The 17,358-nt window shown below is 65.5% G+C and carries 16 protein-coding genes; 11 read left to right on the top strand and 5 right to left on the bottom strand.

From position 1 onward, the window contains the following. Positions 1 to 115: 115 nt before the first annotated feature. The gene (locus WN72_RS25340) at positions 116 to 1,456 is read right to left on the bottom strand and encodes an ABC transporter substrate-binding protein (protein ID WP_027559188.1); all 1,341 of its coding nucleotides are present in this window, start codon (positions 1,454 to 1,456) and stop codon (positions 116 to 118) included. Between the two features lie 505 nt (positions 1,457 to 1,961). Between WN72_RS25340 and WN72_RS25335 the strand changes: the two genes are divergently transcribed. Then, positions 1,962 to 2,759: a Spy/CpxP family protein refolding chaperone gene (locus WN72_RS25335; RefSeq protein ID WP_167380712.1), complete on the top strand. Its 798-nt coding sequence runs from the start codon at positions 1,962 to 1,964 to the stop codon at positions 2,757 to 2,759. A 111-nt stretch (positions 2,760 to 2,870) separates the two neighbouring features. Next, positions 2,871 to 3,248, top strand: coding sequence for a response regulator (locus WN72_RS25330; protein WP_027559186.1), 378 nt, complete (start codon positions 2,871 to 2,873; stop codon positions 3,246 to 3,248). 120 nt (positions 3,249 to 3,368) lie between these two features. Here WN72_RS25330 and WN72_RS25325 read toward each other — a convergent pair whose 3' ends face one another. The 3 genes from WN72_RS25325 to glk all read right to left on the bottom strand — a co-directional run bounded on the left by WN72_RS25325 (position 3,369) and on the right by glk (position 4,988). Next, entirely contained in the window at positions 3,369 to 3,524 is a 156-nt protein-coding gene (locus WN72_RS25325) for a hypothetical protein (protein ID WP_167380713.1), read from the bottom strand. 145 nt (positions 3,525 to 3,669) lie between these two features. Then, entirely contained in the window at positions 3,670 to 3,873 is a 204-nt protein-coding gene (locus WN72_RS25320; RefSeq protein WP_027559185.1) for a hypothetical protein, read from the bottom strand. Between the two features lie 134 nt (positions 3,874 to 4,007). Further along, on the bottom strand, positions 4,008 to 4,988 hold the full coding sequence (gene glk / locus WN72_RS25315) for a glucokinase (RefSeq protein WP_092214373.1): 981 nt from the start codon (positions 4,986 to 4,988) through the stop codon (positions 4,008 to 4,010). A 254-nt stretch (positions 4,989 to 5,242) separates the two neighbouring features. On the opposite strand from glk, the gene pncA reads away from it, so the two are divergent. The 9 genes from pncA to WN72_RS25270 all read left to right on the top strand — a co-directional run bounded on the left by pncA (position 5,243) and on the right by WN72_RS25270 (position 15,916). Continuing rightward, complete coding sequence (gene pncA, locus WN72_RS25310) at positions 5,243 to 5,887, top strand: bifunctional nicotinamidase/pyrazinamidase (protein ID WP_027559183.1); 645 nt, start codon at positions 5,243 to 5,245, stop codon at positions 5,885 to 5,887. A gap of 16 nt (positions 5,888 to 5,903) precedes the next feature. Then, the gene (locus WN72_RS25305) at positions 5,904 to 7,019 is read left to right on the top strand and encodes an alpha/beta fold hydrolase (protein ID WP_092214290.1); all 1,116 of its coding nucleotides are present in this window, start codon (positions 5,904 to 5,906) and stop codon (positions 7,017 to 7,019) included. 139 nt (positions 7,020 to 7,158) lie between these two features. Next, the gene (locus WN72_RS25300) at positions 7,159 to 9,192 is read left to right on the top strand and encodes an NAD(+) synthase (RefSeq protein ID WP_092214292.1); all 2,034 of its coding nucleotides are present in this window, start codon (positions 7,159 to 7,161) and stop codon (positions 9,190 to 9,192) included. 478 nt (positions 9,193 to 9,670) lie between these two features. Further along, positions 9,671 to 10,486 carry a sugar phosphate isomerase/epimerase family protein gene (locus tag WN72_RS25295; protein ID WP_092214294.1) on the top strand — a complete coding sequence of 272 codons (816 nt, stop codon included), beginning with the start codon at positions 9,671 to 9,673 and terminating at the stop codon, positions 10,484 to 10,486. A gap of 30 nt (positions 10,487 to 10,516) precedes the next feature. Then, complete coding sequence (locus WN72_RS25290; RefSeq protein ID WP_092214296.1) at positions 10,517 to 12,154, top strand: ABC transporter substrate-binding protein; 1,638 nt, start codon at positions 10,517 to 10,519, stop codon at positions 12,152 to 12,154. A 3-nt stretch (positions 12,155 to 12,157) separates the two neighbouring features. Beyond that, complete coding sequence (locus WN72_RS25285) at positions 12,158 to 13,141, top strand: ABC transporter ATP-binding protein (RefSeq protein ID WP_092214298.1); 984 nt, start codon at positions 12,158 to 12,160, stop codon at positions 13,139 to 13,141. Further along, positions 13,138 to 14,130 (top strand): ABC transporter ATP-binding protein, encoded by a 993-nt coding sequence (locus tag WN72_RS25280; protein WP_092214300.1) that lies wholly within the window; start codon positions 13,138 to 13,140, stop codon positions 14,128 to 14,130. The genes WN72_RS25285 and WN72_RS25280 overlap by 4 nt, the downstream gene beginning before the upstream one ends. Continuing rightward, complete coding sequence (locus WN72_RS25275) at positions 14,130 to 15,059, top strand: ABC transporter permease (RefSeq protein ID WP_167380714.1); 930 nt, start codon at positions 14,130 to 14,132, stop codon at positions 15,057 to 15,059. Before WN72_RS25280 ends, WN72_RS25275 begins: the two co-directional genes overlap by 1 nt. Continuing rightward, complete coding sequence (locus WN72_RS25270) at positions 15,056 to 15,916, top strand: ABC transporter permease (protein WP_092214304.1); 861 nt, start codon at positions 15,056 to 15,058, stop codon at positions 15,914 to 15,916. The genes WN72_RS25275 and WN72_RS25270 overlap by 4 nt, the downstream gene beginning before the upstream one ends. A gap of 31 nt (positions 15,917 to 15,947) precedes the next feature. On the opposite strand, the gene WN72_RS25265 is transcribed toward WN72_RS25270, so the two are convergent. Continuing rightward, positions 15,948 to 17,324 (bottom strand): SagB/ThcOx family dehydrogenase, encoded by a 1,377-nt coding sequence (locus WN72_RS25265; protein WP_167380725.1) that lies wholly within the window; start codon positions 17,322 to 17,324, stop codon positions 15,948 to 15,950. Positions 17,325 to 17,358 lie beyond the last annotated feature (34 nt).

Raw genomic sequence — 17,358 nt, 5'->3', positions numbered from 1 at the left:
TTCGTAAACTGTCGAGCCACGAGGCCGGCCATACCGGTCGGCTCCACGGTCATGCGGATGAGGATGCCGAGGCGATACACGCGCGCGGCGTCAATCGCCTCGGCGGAGTCCCGGCCTAGCTCCGCATGAAGCCTTCGCACTCGCCTTCGGCCCAGGCGAGCGCCTGATCCAGCGTTTCGCCCCGCGCATATCGCAGCGCCATCTTGGTCAGCGTCGCCTGGAAGTAGATCTGCTGCGCGATCTTGGGCGGCGCGGGCGACGCTGCGATCGACAGCGTCTGATGCTTGTAGGGGTCCGGATAGTGGAAGAGCGTGCCCTTCGGCGGGCCTTCCTCCTCCCATGTCTTGAACTTGGTCATGTTGGCGTAGGCCGGCAGGTCGTAGCCGCCGCTCACCGCAACGAATTTCTCGATCGACGTTGGCGAGGACAGGTGAACGAGCAGGCTCTTGGCCGCCTCCTTGTTCTTGCCGAAGCTCCAGACGCCCCAGAAATAGGGCAGGTACGGCGCAAACCGTCCCTTCGGACCGGACGGGAAGCCGTGCGTCCAGCACTGCTCGGCGACCTGCGGCGCGTCGCGCTTGGCGACGGCCCAGGCGCTCGGCGGATTGAGGATCATCGCGCCGCGGCCGGAAATCAGCCATTTGTTGTTCGAGGCGTCGTCCCAGGACGGCGCGTCGGGCGGCAGGAACGCGATGAGCTTCTTGTAGAACTCCATGGCCTGGCGAACCTGATCGGTCTTCACCGTGATGTCGCCCTTGGCATTGACGAGCTCGGCACCGAAGGACTGGAAGATCGCGCCGGCGGTGTCCACGCTGTCGGTGGTCTCGCCAAGACCGATGCCGAATGCAAAGCCTGCCTTGTGGCAAGCCTCGGCCGCCTTCAGGAAGGTCTCCATAGTCCAGTTCTCGACCTTGGGCGGGCCGCCGGCCGGATACATCTCCTGCACGTCGATGCCGGCATGCTTTTTCATCAGATCGATACGGGAGCAGGGGCCCTTGATCTGGCTGCCGGGTGTCGCGGGTGTCGCGAGCCACTTGCCGCCCGACTGTCCGAGATATTTGACGGTGCCGTTCACCTCGCCGTTCTGCTTGATGAGCGGCTCCATGATGTCGTTGAGCGGCTCGAGATTCTCGGCATAGGCCTGCGGCCACCAGCTCGGCATCTGAAGGATGTCGTGGCCGGACTTGGCTTGTGCCTCGGCGGCGGCGGTCAGCTCGATCTTCTTGTTGTTGCTGGTGATGTAGTCGATGGAGACTTCGACCTTCTCCTTCGCGGCCCATTCATTGACGAGATCGGTCGAGGCCTTGTTGGCGCCCGGCACCCAATGGTCCCAGAAGCCGATCGAGAGTTTGCCGGCGGCGTAGGCGCCCCGGACATAGGGCGCGGTGATCAGCGCCGCGGAGGACATTGCAGTGGCAGCCACAAATTGACGTCGCGTCAGTTTCTTGCGTGACATCTCGTTTCCTCGCTTGGGTGTTTTATTGTTCTGGTGTTTCCTCTGGCATTCCCGAGTTTTGTTTTTGATTTTCTTCTTGGCGTTTCTTCTTGGAATTCTCGTTGACCGTTTCTTGTTGCTGCCGCCAGCGTCCATGGCAAATCAGGCGGGAGGCGGCAAATTGGTAGCGCGATCAGATCATGATTGATCGCGTCTGTCGAGAAAACCGAATGGCGACCGTCTAGAACTAACGTTGTGCCTGAAGCCGCGACGGTATCGCGCGGCCAACGTCAACCGTGCGCGCTCCTTTTGCGACGCACACTTCGCACAAGCCCGCCCGGAACACGCCGTGCGCAATTACGCCGCAGTTTCGAATAAGCCTGCATAACCGCTTCGCGCGAAAGACTTTTCGGGCGTGGACAGCGATCGGCTGCGTCTGGACCTCGAAGCGGTGAAAACGATAGAGTTGCAACCGGCGGGTGGCTCCCACCCCGACAGGCCAATCAGATCGACGATGGAGACGAGAATGATCAACCCGGCGCCGCCCGCGCGGCTTCACTTGCGGCGATGGTTCGCGCTGGGGTCCGTGCTCGCGCTGCTGCTCGGCGCCGCCGCGGTGGCGAATGCTCAAGGCTTGGTCAAGGGTGTTCAGGACGGCGCGGCGGCCGGGAACAAGGCAGCGGGTCCCGTCGGTGGCGTGCTCGGCGGCGCGATCGGCGGCGTGGTCGGCGTCTTCACCGGCGTGCTCGGCGTCGGCAACAACGGCAATCAGGCGCCGGCCGCCAATAAGGATGCCAGCAAGGACGCCAAGCAGCAGGGCGCGGGCAGGGACAAGGATGCCAAGAGCGACGCCAAGAACGCCAAGGCAGGCAAGGGCGCCAAGGCGACCAAGGAAGCCAGGAATGCGCCGCAGGACGGCAAGGACAACAAGGATGTCACGGTTCTCACGCAGACCGGGGCGCCGCAGCTGACCGCCGATCAGATCGTCGCCAACAGCGATTCCTATATCGAGCGGATCAAGACCGAGCTGAATCTCACGCCCGACCAGGAGAAGCACTGGTACGGCTTCTCCAGCGCCATGCACTACCTCGGGCATAATGGTGCGGAGCGGCTCAACCTGCGGGTTGCGCGGGCCAAGCGGGATCCGCCTGACGACATCATCGAGCAGATGCGCAACGAGGCCCAATTCCTGATCGACCGCGCCGCCGACCAGCGCAATGTCGCCGACGCCGCCGAGCCGCTCTATTCGAGCCTCGACGACAAGCAGAAGCAGGTCTTCATCCAGGAGATGGTGCGCCTCAGCCACGAGCGCGGACTGGATTGATCAAGTTGAATCGGATCGGGCGCGCCTGAATTAACGGCACCCGCCACGAATTCGTGTATCCTCTCCGCAATTCGGTTATGATTAGCTTCGCAAGCTGACTGCGGGGTTGATATGGCGGACGGACTCTCCGTTTTCCTGGTCGAAGACGAGGCGTTGATCCGGATGATGATCGCCGACATGGTGGAGGAGCTCGGCCACCACGTCGTCGCGGAAGCGGACAATGTCCGCGACGCCAGCGCCTTTGCCATGACCGCGCAGTACGATCTGGCCATCCTCGACATCAACCTCATGGGCGTCTACGTCGATCCCGTCGCCGATCTGATCGAGCGCCGCGGAAAGCCGTTCCTGTTCGCCACCGGTTACGGGCCGGAGTTGCTGCCGTCCTTGCTCCGGCGCAGGCCGATCCTGCGCAAGCCGATTTCGATCGATCAGCTCAAGGCGATGATCGATTCGATGTTTCCGGAAGCAACGGCGAAGGCGCCGCACTGAGCGAAGACGCCGCGTTGGCGACGGCGAAGACGCCGCGCCGAGAGTGTCAACGAAAATGGCCGCCCGTTAGGGGCGGCCATTCGCGGCGCAATAATCTAATTCCAACAGTCTAATTCAATGTCACATCAGGCCGGCGCTGAGGTCGATGCCGCGCGCCATCAGGCAGAACGAGGCCACGAGGCCCATGCAGCAGAACAGCACGACGGTCTTGAAGGCAGAATCGGCAATACGCGTTTCGACAGCAGCCGGCATCGCGGCGAGCGAAATCATGCTCATGTTCATTCCCCCCTTTGTGTTGACCCTGAATTGCATCAGGTGAGGGCACTCTTAGAGCAAAAAGTTTGACGCGAGCTTTCGAGGGATCGTTAACGGAATCGCAATCCGATCGCGGATTCGCGCGCCGCCACGGGACCGCCGATTCTCAGCCGCGGCCGTTCTTCAGCACGGTGGCAATGGTGTGAGCCGTCATGGCGGCCCGGTCCGAGGCACGCTGCGCCGCCAGCCGGTCGCGGGCCTTTTCCTCGATCAGGAGCTCGATCAGGGCGAGCCGCTTGTCCTCGTCGTCCGCCTCGGTCAGCAGGCGGTGATAGCGGTGATAGTCGAAGCCTAGGTCCTGCTTGCGCATGTCACGCCCCCGCAACTACGCTACACACTGCGCGAATTGTTTCTCATCGGAAACGAAGGGGCAAGCACGATCCTGCGTGGAACCGTGTGTGGACTGCAATCAGCTGTGAATTACCGGAGCCGAACGCGCGTATCTCAATCCGGATTGTGATCGGCGAACATCTTGAGGCCCAGGAAGCTTGCATCGGGCTTGGTGACCAGCCGCGTCGGGATGTTGCGCAAGTAATCCTGGAAGCGGCCCTTGGCCTCGAAGCGCGCCCGGAAGGCGGAGGCTGCGAGGAACTCCGGAAAGCGCGGTGCGATTCCGCCGGCGATATAGACGCCGCCGCGGGCGCCGAAGGTCACCGCGAGATTGCCCGCGACCGAGCCGAGAATGGCGCAGAACATTTCCAAGGTCGCGCGGCTGACGGGACAGCTGCCCTCGAGCGCCGCCTTGGTGATGGCTGCGGCATCGCGATGCGGCACCTGGGCGCCGTCGACCTCGGCCAGCGCCTGGTAGAGGCTTTGCAGGCCGGAGCCGGACAGCGCGCCGCGCTCGATGGAGACGTGGCCGAGGCGTCGGCGCAGGCACGCGATCACGCGCTCCTCGCGCTCGTTCTCAGCCGGCAGGGTGGCGTGTCCGGCCTCGGTCACGACGGCCAGCCGTGCGCCATGGCGCTCGACCAGGCAGGATACGCCGAAGCCGGTTCCAGGCCCGACCACCAGCAACGGCTCTCCGGGCAGGCCGTCCTGTCCGCCGAGCGGGATCAGGTCGGCCGGCTCCAGGGCGGGCAGGGACCAGGCCACCACCTCGAAATCATTGAGCACGTGCACAGTGTCAAAGCCGAGGGCGGGCTGGAGCTCGTTGCCGTCGATGACCCAGGGGCTGTTGGTCATGACGCAGCGATTGTTGGTGACGGGACCCGCCACGGCCAGCACGGCGCGCTGGGGCGGTGCGCCGCCGGTCCTGCGCGCGAGAACATCGACAATGGCTTCCCGGACGGTCGGGAAATCGGCGACCTTCACATAGTCGATCGGTCCGGCCTCCTGGCTTCCGCCATCCTGGCTCAGCGCGAAGCGCGCATTGGTACCGCCGATATCGGCGAGAAGAATCTGTCCTGTCCTGCCGATCGTCATGACCATATGGCTTCCGCAGCTTGGTGGCTGCGGGAAACCTTTTCCTCCGCTCTATCGACGCAAATCCGCCTGCTGCGGATATCAGAGAATCCGCCCTTGGGTGCGGCTAGTCAACACGGACGCGGGCAAACCGTTTCATTTCGGGCACGATCCGCGACCAATTTGAACAGATCGCGCAACGCTTCGTTGGTTGCGAAGCCGTACGGGAAGATCGACATTGGCAAAGAGCGTTCGGCGCCCGTCGCGCCGGGCGGATGGAACGGGACCCTGCGATGAAGATTTCAGACCGCGACGTGCTGCTGGTGATCGACGTGCAGAACGATTTCTGCACCGGCGGGGCGCTCGCCGTTCCCGGCGGCGAGAAGGTTGTCCCGGCCGTCAACCGGATTGCCCAAAAGTTCGCCAATGTGGTGCTGACCCAGGACTGGCATCCGGCCGACCATGTCTCCTTCGCGCCGAACCATGCGGGCAAGCAGCCGTTCCAGACCGTCGAGCTCGACTACGGGACGCAGGTGCTCTGGCCGACGCATTGCGTGCAGGGCACGGCCGGCGCCGCATTTCATCGCGACCTCGAGGTCACCTGCGCGAGCCTCGTCGTGCGCAAGGGCTTTCGCCGCGGCATCGATTCCTATTCGGCACTGTTCGAGAACGACCATCGCACGCCGACCGGCCTGCTCGGCTATTTGCGCGAACGCGAACTGAAGACCGTGTTCGTCGCAGGTCTCGCGCTCGACTTCTGTGTACGCTTCTCAGCGGAGGACGCCCGCAAGGCCGGCTTCGAGGTCGCCGTGGTCGAGGACGCCTGCCGCGGCATCGATCTCGGCGGCTCGGTGGCCGCAACGCATCAGAGTTTTCGCGACCTCGGCATTTCGGTCGTCAACCTCGAGGCGTTCCTGTGAGGATCGTGAGATAGCCATGGTGGAGACGACAGGCAAACAGAAGGGCGGGCCGCGACCGGTCCCGGACGAGGCGCTGCTGTGGCCGCTCGCGGCGGCACGGCTCGCGATGGACGCCTGCTTCTGGTGGGTGGAGCGGCCTTCGCCGGAGCAGAACGACAGCAGCCTGCCGTGGACGACACCCAACTCCGTCGCGCTGGAGCTTACGACCATGCGCCTGCGCGATTGCTCGCGAACGCGCTCCGGCCAGCCGGCTCTGGTCTGCGCGCCATACGCGCTGCATCGCGCCCTGATCGCCGACTTCGCGGCCGGCCATAGCGTGGCGCAGTCCCTGCAAAGCGGCGGCATCGACCGCGTCTATCTCACCGACTGGCGCTCGGCCTCGCCCGAGATGCGCTATCTCTCGATCGACAGCTATCTGTCCGATCTCAACGTCGCCATCGACGAGATCGGCGTGCCGGTCGATCTGATCGGCCTGTGCCAGGGCGGCTGGCTGTCGCTGCTGTATGCGGCGCGCTTTCCGGCCAAGGTGCGGCGGCTGGTGCTGGCAGGCGCGCCGGTCGATCTTGCGATCGAGTCCGAGCTCTCCCAGCTCGTTCGCAGCACGCCTGTGGCGGTCTACGATCAACTCGTCGCGCGCGGCGGCGGCAATGTCAGCGGTGAAGAGATGCTGCGTTTCTGGTCCAAGGCGCCGACCCGCGAGGATATCGCGGCCGCGTTGCAGAGGGACCTCACCGACGAGGAGGGCGCCGCGCTGCTCGCGCGCTTCGACCACTGGAATAGCGAGACGCTCAACCTGCCCGGCGGGTATTATCTCGAGGTCGTCAACTGGATATTCCGCGAAAACCGGATTGCCGCCGGCAGTTCCACCGCTCTCGGCCGTGCGGTCGATCTGAAAAATGTCAGGGCGCCGCTCTTCCTGCTGGCCGGGCTCGACGACGATGTGGTGCCGGCATCACAGGCGCTCGCCACCGCCAACCTCGTCGGCACGCCGCCGGCCTTCATCGCGGCGGCCTCCGAGCCCAGCACTCATCTGGGCCTGTTCATGGGTGAGCGGACCCACGCCCATGCCTGGCCGCGGATCGCCGAGTGGCTGCTTGACGACCTCTCGGGTGTGCTGGCCCGCAGCGCCTGACCGCGGCAGGTGCCGGGCAGGCCGCCCTCGCAAATCCGTTATGCATGATGGCGGATGGCCTGCACGGGGCGGGGTCGATGGGTTACATAGAGATTAAGGAGCCGTCGGCACCGGCCGCGATGAGATTTAAGGGTACGCGATGACTTTCCATTCGATCTACGCCCACGGATTTGCGCGCGTGGCGGCCTGCGTCACCACGTCCCATGTCGCCGATCCCTCGGCCAACGCGAAGGCCGTGCTGGAGGCGGCAAATGCCTGCCACGAGCAGTCGGTGGCCGTCGCCGTGTTTCCCGAGCTGTGCCTGTCCGGCTACGCGATCGAGGATTTGGTCAAGCAGGATCCGCTGCTCGATGCGGTCGAGCACGGGCTCGCCGCGATCGTCGAGGCCTCCTCGGCGCTGATGACTGTCCTGATCGTCGGCGCACCGCTGCGGTTCGGCAATCGCATCTACAATTGCGCCGTGGTCATTCACCGCGGCAACGTCCTCGGCGTCGTGCCGAAGAGCTATTTGCCGACCTATCGCGAATTCTACGAGGGACGGCATTTCGCCTCCGGTACCGGCATCGCCGGCGAGACGATCGCCTTCGGCGGGCTGCATGCCCCGTTCGGTACCGACCTGTTGTTTGCGGCCGAGGACGTGCCGGGCCTGACCATTGGCGTCGAGATCTGCGAGGACATGTGGATCCCGGTGACGCCGGCCTCGGAGCTCGCGCTCGCCGGCGCAAGCGTGCTGATCAATCTGTCGGGCAGCCCGATCACGATCGGCCGGGCGCGCTCGCGCGCGCTGCTGTGCCAGTCGACCTCGGCGCGCTGCCTCGCGGCCTACGTCTATGCGGCGGCCGGAGCAGGGGAATCCACCACGGATCTGGCCTGGGACGGCCAGACCTCGATCTACGAGAACGGCGTGCTGCTGGCCGAGGGGGAGCGGTTCCGCCAGGGCGGGCAGATCACCACGGCGGACGTCGATCTCGACCTGCTCAGGCAGGAACGCGCGCTGATGGGCACGTTCGACGACAACCGCCGCCAGCGCGAAGGTTTTTATCGCAGGATCACCTTCGCCCTGAAGCCGCCGGCGGCCGACATCGGCTTCCGGCGCAGCATCGAGCGCTTTCCGTTCGTGCCGAGCGATGAGAGCCTGCTCGAGCAGGATTGCTACGAGGCCTACAACATCCAGGTCGCCGGCCTCGTGCAGCGCATGCGCGCGACCGGCACCAAGCACGTCGTGATCGGCGTGTCTGGCGGCCTCGATTCCACCCATGCCCTGATCGTCGCCGCCAAGGCCGTCGATCTGCTCGGCCTGCCGCGTGAGAACATCCTCGCCTACACCATGCCGGGCTTTGCCACCGGCAGCGAGAGCAAGACCAATGCGCTGGCGCTGATGAAGGCGTTGCAGACGAGCTGGCAGGAGCTCGACATCCGCACCACGGCGACGCAGATGCTGAAGGACATCGGCCACCCCTTCGGCAAGGGCGAGAAGGTCTACGACATCACCTTCGAGAACGTGCAGGCGGGCCTGCGCACCGACTATCTGTTCCGGCTTGCCAATCATCACGGCGGCATCGTCATCGGAACCGGCGATCTCTCCGAGCTCGCGCTCGGCTGGTGCACCTATGGCGTCGGCGACCAGATGGCGCATTATAATGTCAACGCCGGGGTGCCGAAGACGCTGATCCAGCATCTGATCCGCTGGGTGATCGCCTCCAAGCAGTTCTCCGGCGACGTCAACAAGACGCTGGCCTCGATCCTGTCGGCGGAGATCTCGCCGGAGCTGGTTCCGGTCAAGCCGGGCGAGACGCCGCAGAGCACGGAAGCGTCCGTCGGCCCCTACGAGCTGCAGGACTTCAACCTGTTCTACACGCTGCGGTTCGGCATGCGGCCGTCCAAGATCGCCTTCATGGCGCAGCACGCCTGGAAGGATGTCGCCAAGGGCGAATGGCCGCCAGCTTTCCCGACCGACAAGCGCAGGGCCTACGATCTTGCCGAGATCCGGCGCTGGCTGGAGGTGTTTCTGCGCCGCTTCTTCGCCTTCAGCCAGTTCAAGCGCTCGGCGATGCCGAATGGACCGAAGGTCTCGGCCGGCGGCTCACTGTCGCCGCGCGGCGACTGGCGCGCGCCGTCGGATTCGAGTGCGACGGCCTGGCTCGAGGATCTCGAGCGGAACGTGCCGAAATGATCTGATCGGGCAAAACTGATCGGGAAGGATGCCCAAAACGATTTCGCGCCGTGCGGCTGATCAAGCCGGCGGCGCGAAATTGCATTCGATGCTGAAAGTGCCGAGGTCCGGAGTGCCTAGGAGTCCGGACCTCGTTCACCTTGCCCCAGCCTTCAATCCCCCGCCCCATGTGGTCCCCCAACCCCATGTAGCGCGATCAGAGGGTGATGCCCTTGGAACTGGCCGCCGATCGATGTCCCGCGATGTACGCGACATCGAAATAGGATTCCATTCCGGATCACTACGGACACGATTCAACTTGCTTCTGCGGCAAGTTGCACGGGCCTGCATCGACGCCAGCGCCGCTGCACAACATCGAGGCTGGCGATGCGCGGGATGTCCACATCTGCTCGACGCTGCGGAATCTCGGTTTCACGGGGCTGTCATTGAACTGGTCTAGCGCTGCTCCCGTCGTCGCTGACGGTCAAGGGAGCAACCCATGTCGAAGCCAGTGCTGGGCGCCGCGCTGTCCATCAAATCGATCCCCGCCCATCGCGACTGGCTCCTGGAACGTCAGCGCGATCTCGAAATCCAGGATTTCTTCCGCGCCGACCTGCTCGACAGCGATTGGCGCAGCACCGCGGCCGAGATCAAGCAGATGCTGTCGGGCCACACCGGCCGGCTCGGCATTCATGGGCCGTTCTGGGGTTTCAAGATCGACAGCCACGATCCGATGATCCGCCAGGCCGTCACCAAGCGCCTGCTTCAGGGCCTCGACGCCGCCGAGTTCCTCGGCGCGACGCAGATGGTGATCCATTCGCCGTTCACGACCTGGGATCACAACAATCTCGATCTCTATCCCGACAGCCGCAGCAACCTCATCGAACGCGTCAAGGCGACGCTCGCCGAGGTGATCGCGCGCGCCGAGACGACCGGCTGCGAGATCGTGATCGAGAACATCGAGGACAAGGATCCGCGCGACCGCGTGCGCCTCGCCAAGGCGCTCGAAAGTGCCAAGGTCCGCGTCTCGCTCGACACCGGCCACGCCAACTATGCCCACATCTCCACCGGCGCGCCGCCGGTCGACTACTACGTCGAGACCGCCGGTGACATGTTGACGCATGTGCACCTGCAGGACACCGACGGCTTTGCCGACCGCCACTGGGCGCCGGGCGAGGGCAACATCCCCTGGGTCGCCGTGTTCCGCGCACTTGGCCGGCTGACATCCAATCCGCGGCTGATCCTCGAGCTGCGCAACCACGACCACGTTCGCGCCGGCGCCGCACATCTCGCCGCGCTCGGTCTCGCGGAATAGCCGATCCAACGAAGGGCAGGGGTTATCGTCATGACAAAGTTTTCCCGTCGCACCATCCTGAAATCCGGCGGCGCGGCTGCCAGCACGCTGCTGCTGCCGCGCTTTGCGATCGCGCAGGGCGACAACCGTCCCTCGGTCACGATCGCCGTGCAGAAGGTGACGAACGCCAACGTGCTCGACGTGCTGCGCGAGCAGTCCAATGTCGGCGAGCGCGTGTTCTTCTCCTCGATCTGGGAAGGCCTGATCTCGAAGAACTGGCGCGGCAACCTCGAGGCCGTGCCCGGCCTCGCCACCGAATGGCGCCGCATCGACGACCAGACCGTCGAGCTGAAGCTGCGCCAGGGCGTCAAGTTCCATAACGGCGACGAGCTGACCGCCGAAGACGTCGTCTTCACCTTCAGCCGCGAACGCATGTTCGGCGAGACCGAGGCCAAGAGCCGCACCACCATCCAGGCCTTCGAGAAGATCCCGACGCCGCGCCCGGGCAAGGAATTGCCGCCGGACGTGCCCGCCGTCGCCCGCCGCATCTGGCCGGACCTCGTGCGCGTCGATGCCGTCGATAAGTACACCGTGCGCTTCTACAACGCGACGCCCGACGTCACGATCGAGGGCCGGCTGCAGCGCTACGGCTCAGACATCATGAACCGCCGCGCCTGGGAGGAATCCGCAAGCTATCTCGACTGGGCGCGCAAGCCGATCACGACTGGTCCGTACAAGGTGGTCGAGCTTAGGCCCGACGTCTCGCTGACGCTGGAAGCCCACGACGAATATTGGGGCGGCCGGCCGCCGCTCAAGCGCATTCGCTTCCTCGAAGTGCCTGAGGTCGCGAGCCGCATCAACGGCCTGCTCTCGGGCGAATACCAGTTCGCCTGCGACATCCCGCCGGACCAGATCGCCGGCATCGAGAAGAATGCTGCGTTCGAAGTGCAGGGCGGCACCATCCTCAATCACCGCCTGACCGTGTTTGACAAGAACCACGCCGTGCTCGCCAACCCGCTCGTGCGCCGCGCCTTCACCCATGCCATCGACCGCCAGGCGATCGTCGACAGCCTGTGGGCCGGCCGCACCCGCGTGCCGAAAGGTTTGCAGTGGGAATTCTACGGCGACATGTTCAACGCCGACTGGAGCGTGCCGGCCTACGATCCCAAGCTCGCGCAGGATCTGCTCAAGCAGGCCAATTACAAGGGCGACCCAATCCCGTATCGCCTGCTCAACAATTACTACACCAACCAGGTCGCGACCGCGCAGATCCTGGTCGAGATGTGGAAGTCGGTCGGCCTCAACGTCCAGATCGAGACCAAGGAGAACTGGTCGCAGATCATGGAGCGCGCGCCGACCCGCGCCGTGCGCGACTGGTCGAACTCGGCCGCCTTCAACGATCCAGTCTCCTCGCTGGTCGCCCAGCATGGACCGAACGGCCAGCAGCAGCAGATCGGCGAATGGACCAATGTCGAGCTGAACAAGCTGTCCGAATTCCTGGAAACCTCGACCGATCGTGAGGCGCGCAAGAAGGCGTTCCGCCGCATGCTGGAGATCGCCGAGCGCGAGGATCCCGCCTACACGGTGCTGCACCAGAACGCGACATTCACGGCCAAGCCGAAATCGATCAAGTGGAAGGCGGCGCCGGCATTCGCGATGGATTTCCGCGCCGGCAATTTCGAGGCGTAAGCGGTGTCGCCGCTGGTCAGCATCCGCGACCTCGGCGTCGCCTTCAACGGTGTCGCGGTGTTGCGCGGCGTCGATCTCACCCTGCAGAAGGGCGAGGCCCTCGGTCTCGTCGGCGAGTCCGGTTCGGGCAAGTCGGTGACATGGCTTGCCGCGCTCGGCTTGTTGCCGCGGCACGCGAAGGTCTCGGGCTCGGTGCGGCTCGACGGGCGCGAGATCCTCGGCGCGCCGGCCTCCGAGCTCGATCAGGTCAGGGGCGGGCGGGTTGCCATGATCTTCCAGGATCCGGCAAGCGCGCTCAATCCGGTGCTGACCATCCGCAAGCAGCTCTGCGAGGCGCTGGCGCTGCATCGCGATCTCTCGGGTGATGCCGTAAGAGCGGATGCGCTGCGGCTGCTTAATCTGGTCGGCATCCCCGATGCGGCGCGGCGTCTGTCCGCCTATCCGCACGAATTCTCCGGCGGCCAGGTCCAGCGTATCATGATCGCGATGGCGCTCGCCGGAAATCCCGACCTCTTGATTGCGGACGAACCGACCACGGCGCTGGATGCCACCATCCAGGCGCAGATTCTGGAACTGCTCTCCACCATCCGTCGCGAGATGGGCATGGCGATGGTGCTGATCAGCCACGACCTCGGCGTCGTCGCGGAAAACTGCGACCGCGTCGCGGTGATGTATGCCGGCCGTATCGTCGAGCACGCACCGAGCAACCAGCTCTTTGCCGATCCCGTGCACCCCTATGCGCAGGGCTTGATCGGCGCGCTGCCGCCGCTCGACGGGCCGCGCCGCCGTCTCACCGCCATTCCCGGCACCGTGCCCGATCCCGCGCATATGCCTGACGGCTGTGCCTTCGCGCCGCGCTGTGCGCTGGCAGCCGAGGCGTGTGGTCTTGCGGCGCCGACCCTCGCGCCAATCGCAGAGGATCGCGCGGTTGCCTGCATCCGCGCCGAAGCCTCTCGCCGCGCGCTGCTCGGGATCGCCGCCGAATGAGCGCGCCGCTCGTCGAGGTATCCTCGATCTCGCGCAGCTATTCGATGCGCTCCGGAATGTTCGGCCGAGCGACCGCCGTGCATGCCGTCGACGGCGTGTCGCTGACGATCCCCAAGGGCGAGACGCTCGGCCTCGTCGGCGAGTCCGGCTCGGGCAAATCGACCACCGGCCGCATCGTGCTCGGCCTCGAGCCGCCCGATCGCGGCGAGGTGCGGTTTGGCGGTAAGTCGATGGCAGCGCCCGGTACGCCTGCGTGGCGCGCGCAACGGGCGCGCATGCAGATGATCTTCCAGGATCCGCTGGGCGCGCTGGACCGGCGCCTGGCCGTCGCCACGCAAATCCGCGAACCCCTGGACATCCACAGCCTCGGCACGCCGGCCGAGCGCGAGGAGCGCGTGCGCGAATTGCTGCGCGCCGTCGAGCTGACACCCGCGCACGGCGCGCGCTATCCGGGCGCGCTCTCCGGCGGGCAGCGCCAGCGCATCGTGCTGGCGCGGGCGCTGGCGACGAAGCCGGATTTCCTTGTCTGCGATGAGCCCGTCAGCGCGCTCGACGTCTCGATCCAGGCGCAGGTGGTCAATCTGCTGTGCGATCTCCAGGCGCAGCTTGGGCTCACGCTGCTGTTCATCAGCCACGATCTGCGCGTCGTCAGGCAGATCAGCAATGTCGTGGCCGTGATGTATCTCGGCCGCATTGTCGAGATCGGCAGCGCCGACGATCTCTTTGCCCGGCCGGAGCATCCCTACACACAGGCACTGGTCTCGGCGTCGCCCGCACCGGGCCGCCGCAGCGCGGGCCGCATCGTGCTGTCAGGCGATCCACCAAACCCGGCGGCGCGGCCCCAAGGCTGCGCCTTCCACCCGCGCTGCCCGCGCGCTATTGCGCGCTGCGCAAGCGAGGTGCCTGCACTCTCAGCCGTCGGCGGTGAGCGGCAGGTCGCCTGCCATCTCGTCACGGGCCCACAGGCCGAAACGCAGGACGCGGCGTGATGGGACGCTACTTCGCCATCCGCATCGGACGCGCGGCCCTGACGATCGTGCTCGTCGTCACCTTCGCCTTCGTCGTGCTGCGGCTGTCAGGCGATCCCGCGCTGATGATCTTGGGACCGGAGGCGCCGCCGGAAGTCCTTGCCGCCTTCCGCAAGGCCTGGGGCCTCGATGATCCCATCTGGTTCCAGTATCTCGATTACTTCGGCGCCATCGCCAAGGGCGAACTCGGCCGCTCCATGCGCGACGGACGGCCCGCAATCGAGCTCGTGCTGGAGCGCATCCCGGCGACGCTGGCGCTGACGTTGCCGGCCTTCGTGTTCAAGGTCGCGCTCGGCATTCCCGCCGGCATCTACGCCGCGCTGCACCGGGGCTCCGCCATTGACCGCACCGTGATGATCACGGCAGTGGCGGGTTTCACCGTGCCGAGCTTCGTGCTGGCGCTGCTGCTGGTGCTCGTCTTCGCCGTGCAGCTCGGCTGGCTGCCTTCGGGCGGACAGGACAGCTGGCGGCACGCCATCTTGCCGATCACGACGCTCAGCCTCGGCGGCGCCGCGGTGCTGGCGCGCTTCACCCGCAGCGCCATGCTGGAAGTGCTGGGCCAGCCCTATATCCGCACCGCATCGGCCAAGGGCGTGCCGTGGCGCAAGGTGGTGACCTCGCACGCGCTGCCGAACGCGGCGATCCCGACCGTGACCATTCTGGGCTTCATGGTGGGCACGCTGATCGCGGGCGCGGTCGTGGTCGAGAGCGTGTTTGCCTGGCCGGGCGTAGGGCGTCTGCTCGTGGTTGCCGTCGCCAACCGCGACCTCGCCGTCGTGCAATGCATCCTGCTGCTGGTCGCGATGACCATGGTGACGTCCAACCTGATCGTCGACTTCCTCTACGGTTTCCTCGATCCGCGGCTGCGCGCCAAAGGGGCGCACGCATGACCGACGCCACGCTGAAGGACACGGCCGTCCGCCGCCGCATCAGCCTGCCGGCGATCCCGGTCTCGGTCGCGCTCGCGATCACCTGGATCGTCGCCATGCTGGTGATCGCGGCCTTCGCCGAGAAGATCGCGCCTTACGGCTTCACCCAGCTCGATTTGCGCAACCGGCTGTCACCGCCCGGCAATGTCGCGCACTGGCTCGGCACCGACGAGCTCGGCCGTGACGTGCTGTCGCGCCTCCTCGTCTCGATCCGCATCTCGCTGCTGATCGCGTTCGGCGCGACCGCGATCTCGGCGATCGTCGGGACCACGCTCGGTTTCCTCGCCGCGCATTTCCGGGGGGCCGTCGAGCAGCTCGTGCTGATGCTGACAGACTTCCAGGCCAGCATGCCGTTCCTGATCATGGCGCTCGCCGTACTCGCCTTCTTCGGCAATTCGCTGCCGCTGCTGATCGGCCTGATGGGCCTGTTCGGCTGGGAGCGCTACGCCCGCATCGCCCGCGGCCTTGCCATCTCGGCCAATGCGCAGGGCTACGCGGCCGCGGTCCGCCAGCTCGGGGCCACGCCGTCGCGGATTTACCTCCGGCACATCCTGCCGAACATCGCCTCCACCCTGATCGTCTCGACCACGCTGGTCTTCCCCGAGGTGATCCTGATGGAGTCGGGCCTGTCCTTCCTCGGCCTCGGCGTGCAGCCGCCGATGACCAGCCTCGGCAACATGGTCGGCTATGGCCGCGAGTACCTCACCCGGGCGCCCTGGATCATGCTGGCGCCGGCGACCACCATCGTGGTCACGACGCTGGCCGTCTCCGTGATCGGCGACTGGCTGCGCGACCGGCTCGATCCGACCCTGCAATAGGGCGACCGGCCTGCGGCGTGTGCCGATTTGCCTAGCCTTGGACTTCCGGCGTCCTGCCGCGGCCGAGCGCGAATTGACCGACCGGGCCCTCGATATGCAATTCCAACTCCGTCATTTTCGCGAACAGATCGATGTTGGTGCTGCCGATGGCGCAACCGCCGAGGCCCATATCGGTCGCCGCCAGGTAAAGCGTCTGAATCAGGCTGCCGACATCCTTCAGGATCAACGAATATGCGATTGAGCTGTATTTCCAGGAGACCCGCCCAAAACGCGCCGCGATCGTGATGAGGATTTGCGGCTGAGCGGGCGCGTCCATGGCGAACTGGGCAGCCGCCAGTTGCGCCTGGAGTTGTTGGGGGGAAGCGCTGATCGCGACCAGCGCGTGGCTCCCTGCATCGTAGTGGTAGAGTCCGGGCGCAAGCCCGTCGCAGTTCGCGACGGTAAGGTACAATTCCAGCTCGTACGCGCTCCCCGCCGACGGATAAGGCCTCGTGCTGTAAGGGACCTCGGGACCGCCCTCGAAATACGGCCCGCTCTTCCATTCGGACACGACGCGCGCGGTGGTGTCGAGAAACTGCGCGAGTTCGCCGAGCGTGACCGGATTCTTGTCGTCGAAATCCCGCGTTGAATGGCGTTCGCGCAACAGCTTCGGGAAGTGGGAGTTCGGCTCCGGCCAGGAGAGTTTGCGCAGGTCAATCTTGCTGCCGGCCCAGGGTGGCCGCACCGCGGGCGACGGCGGAACGACCCCGGCATAGGTGAAGGCGGCGCCGACCGGATTGGCTTGCCGACCCTCCGTGCTCCGCGTGTGAAACACCAGATCGTGGAAATCCCAGAGCACGAGGTTGCCGTCGCCTTCGTTCACCCGCAGGCCTTCTCCGTCTTTCGCACCGAGCTTGAGCAGGATCTGGCTGTCGAGCAACAGTTCGAGGAGAGGGACAGTGGAGGAAGCTATCTTCTGGTTGAGCTTGCCGATCTTCCGAGGCTGCGACAGCGCAGCAAGGGTGGCGGCGATGGCGGGATCGCCAATCCGGAACAGCGCGCCGGCGCGTGGCGATTCCAGCACCATCTCATTGCCGCGCCGGCGCAGATAGGCAAAGCGCGACAACACGACGGTGTCACGGCTGCCCAGCTTCGCGCGCCGCGGCCAGTAGTCGGGGACTTGGGGCTCGATGACCACGAAGCCCTGGGTGTTATGCGACGAGGAGAGGCGGTATTCCAAAAGCCCCTGCCGCGCCAAGCGATGTACCAGGGCGTCGATTTCCCTGGCGACGACACTCTTGCCTGCAAACGATGCGAGCGGAAGACCGGTACTTAGATGTCGGGCGCGGTCCATCGCGGCCGCGCTGAATTGTCCGAGGTTGACGGAATAGTCGCCCAGAAAGGCGGCGATGTTTCCGTCCGGCTGCATCTGGAGGGAGAAGCGATGGCCCAATCGGGCGGCA

This window comes from Bradyrhizobium arachidis (assembly GCF_015291705.1).
GTDB classification, from domain to species: domain Bacteria; phylum Pseudomonadota; class Alphaproteobacteria; order Rhizobiales; family Xanthobacteraceae; genus Bradyrhizobium; species Bradyrhizobium arachidis.
This window is presented reverse-complemented; position numbering and strand designations above follow the sequence as displayed.

Coding starts and splice junctions, on each gene's coding strand:
- WN72_RS25280 (WP_092214300.1), top strand. CDS start 13,138: ATGAGCGCGCCGCTCGTCGAGGTATCCTCGATCTCGCGCAGCTATTCG.
- WN72_RS25290 (WP_092214296.1), top strand. CDS start 10,517: ATGACAAAGTTTTCCCGTCGCACCATCCTGAAATCCGGCGGCGCGGCT.
- WN72_RS25275 (WP_167380714.1), top strand. CDS start 14,130: ATGGGACGCTACTTCGCCATCCGCATCGGACGCGCGGCCCTGACGATC.
- WN72_RS25265 (WP_167380725.1), bottom strand. CDS start 17,324: ATGCAGCCGGACGGAAACATCGCCGCCTTTCTGGGCGACTATTCCGTC.
- glk (WP_092214373.1), bottom strand. CDS start 4,988: ATGACGATCGGCAGGACAGGACAGATTCTTCTCGCCGATATCGGCGGT.
- WN72_RS25340 (WP_027559188.1), bottom strand. CDS start 1,456: ATGTCACGCAAGAAACTGACGCGACGTCAATTTGTGGCTGCCACTGCA.
- WN72_RS25305 (WP_092214290.1), top strand. CDS start 5,904: ATGGTGGAGACGACAGGCAAACAGAAGGGCGGGCCGCGACCGGTCCCG.
- WN72_RS25295 (WP_092214294.1), top strand. CDS start 9,671: ATGTCGAAGCCAGTGCTGGGCGCCGCGCTGTCCATCAAATCGATCCCC.
- WN72_RS25330 (WP_027559186.1), top strand. CDS start 2,871: ATGGCGGACGGACTCTCCGTTTTCCTGGTCGAAGACGAGGCGTTGATC.
- pncA (WP_027559183.1), top strand. CDS start 5,243: ATGGAACGGGACCCTGCGATGAAGATTTCAGACCGCGACGTGCTGCTG.
- WN72_RS25325 (WP_167380713.1), bottom strand. CDS start 3,524: ATGAGCATGATTTCGCTCGCCGCGATGCCGGCTGCTGTCGAAACGCGT.
- WN72_RS25335 (WP_167380712.1), top strand. CDS start 1,962: ATGATCAACCCGGCGCCGCCCGCGCGGCTTCACTTGCGGCGATGGTTC.
- WN72_RS25320 (WP_027559185.1), bottom strand. CDS start 3,873: ATGCGCAAGCAGGACCTAGGCTTCGACTATCACCGCTATCACCGCCTG.
- WN72_RS25270 (WP_092214304.1), top strand. CDS start 15,056: ATGACCGACGCCACGCTGAAGGACACGGCCGTCCGCCGCCGCATCAGC.
- WN72_RS25300 (WP_092214292.1), top strand. CDS start 7,159: ATGACTTTCCATTCGATCTACGCCCACGGATTTGCGCGCGTGGCGGCC.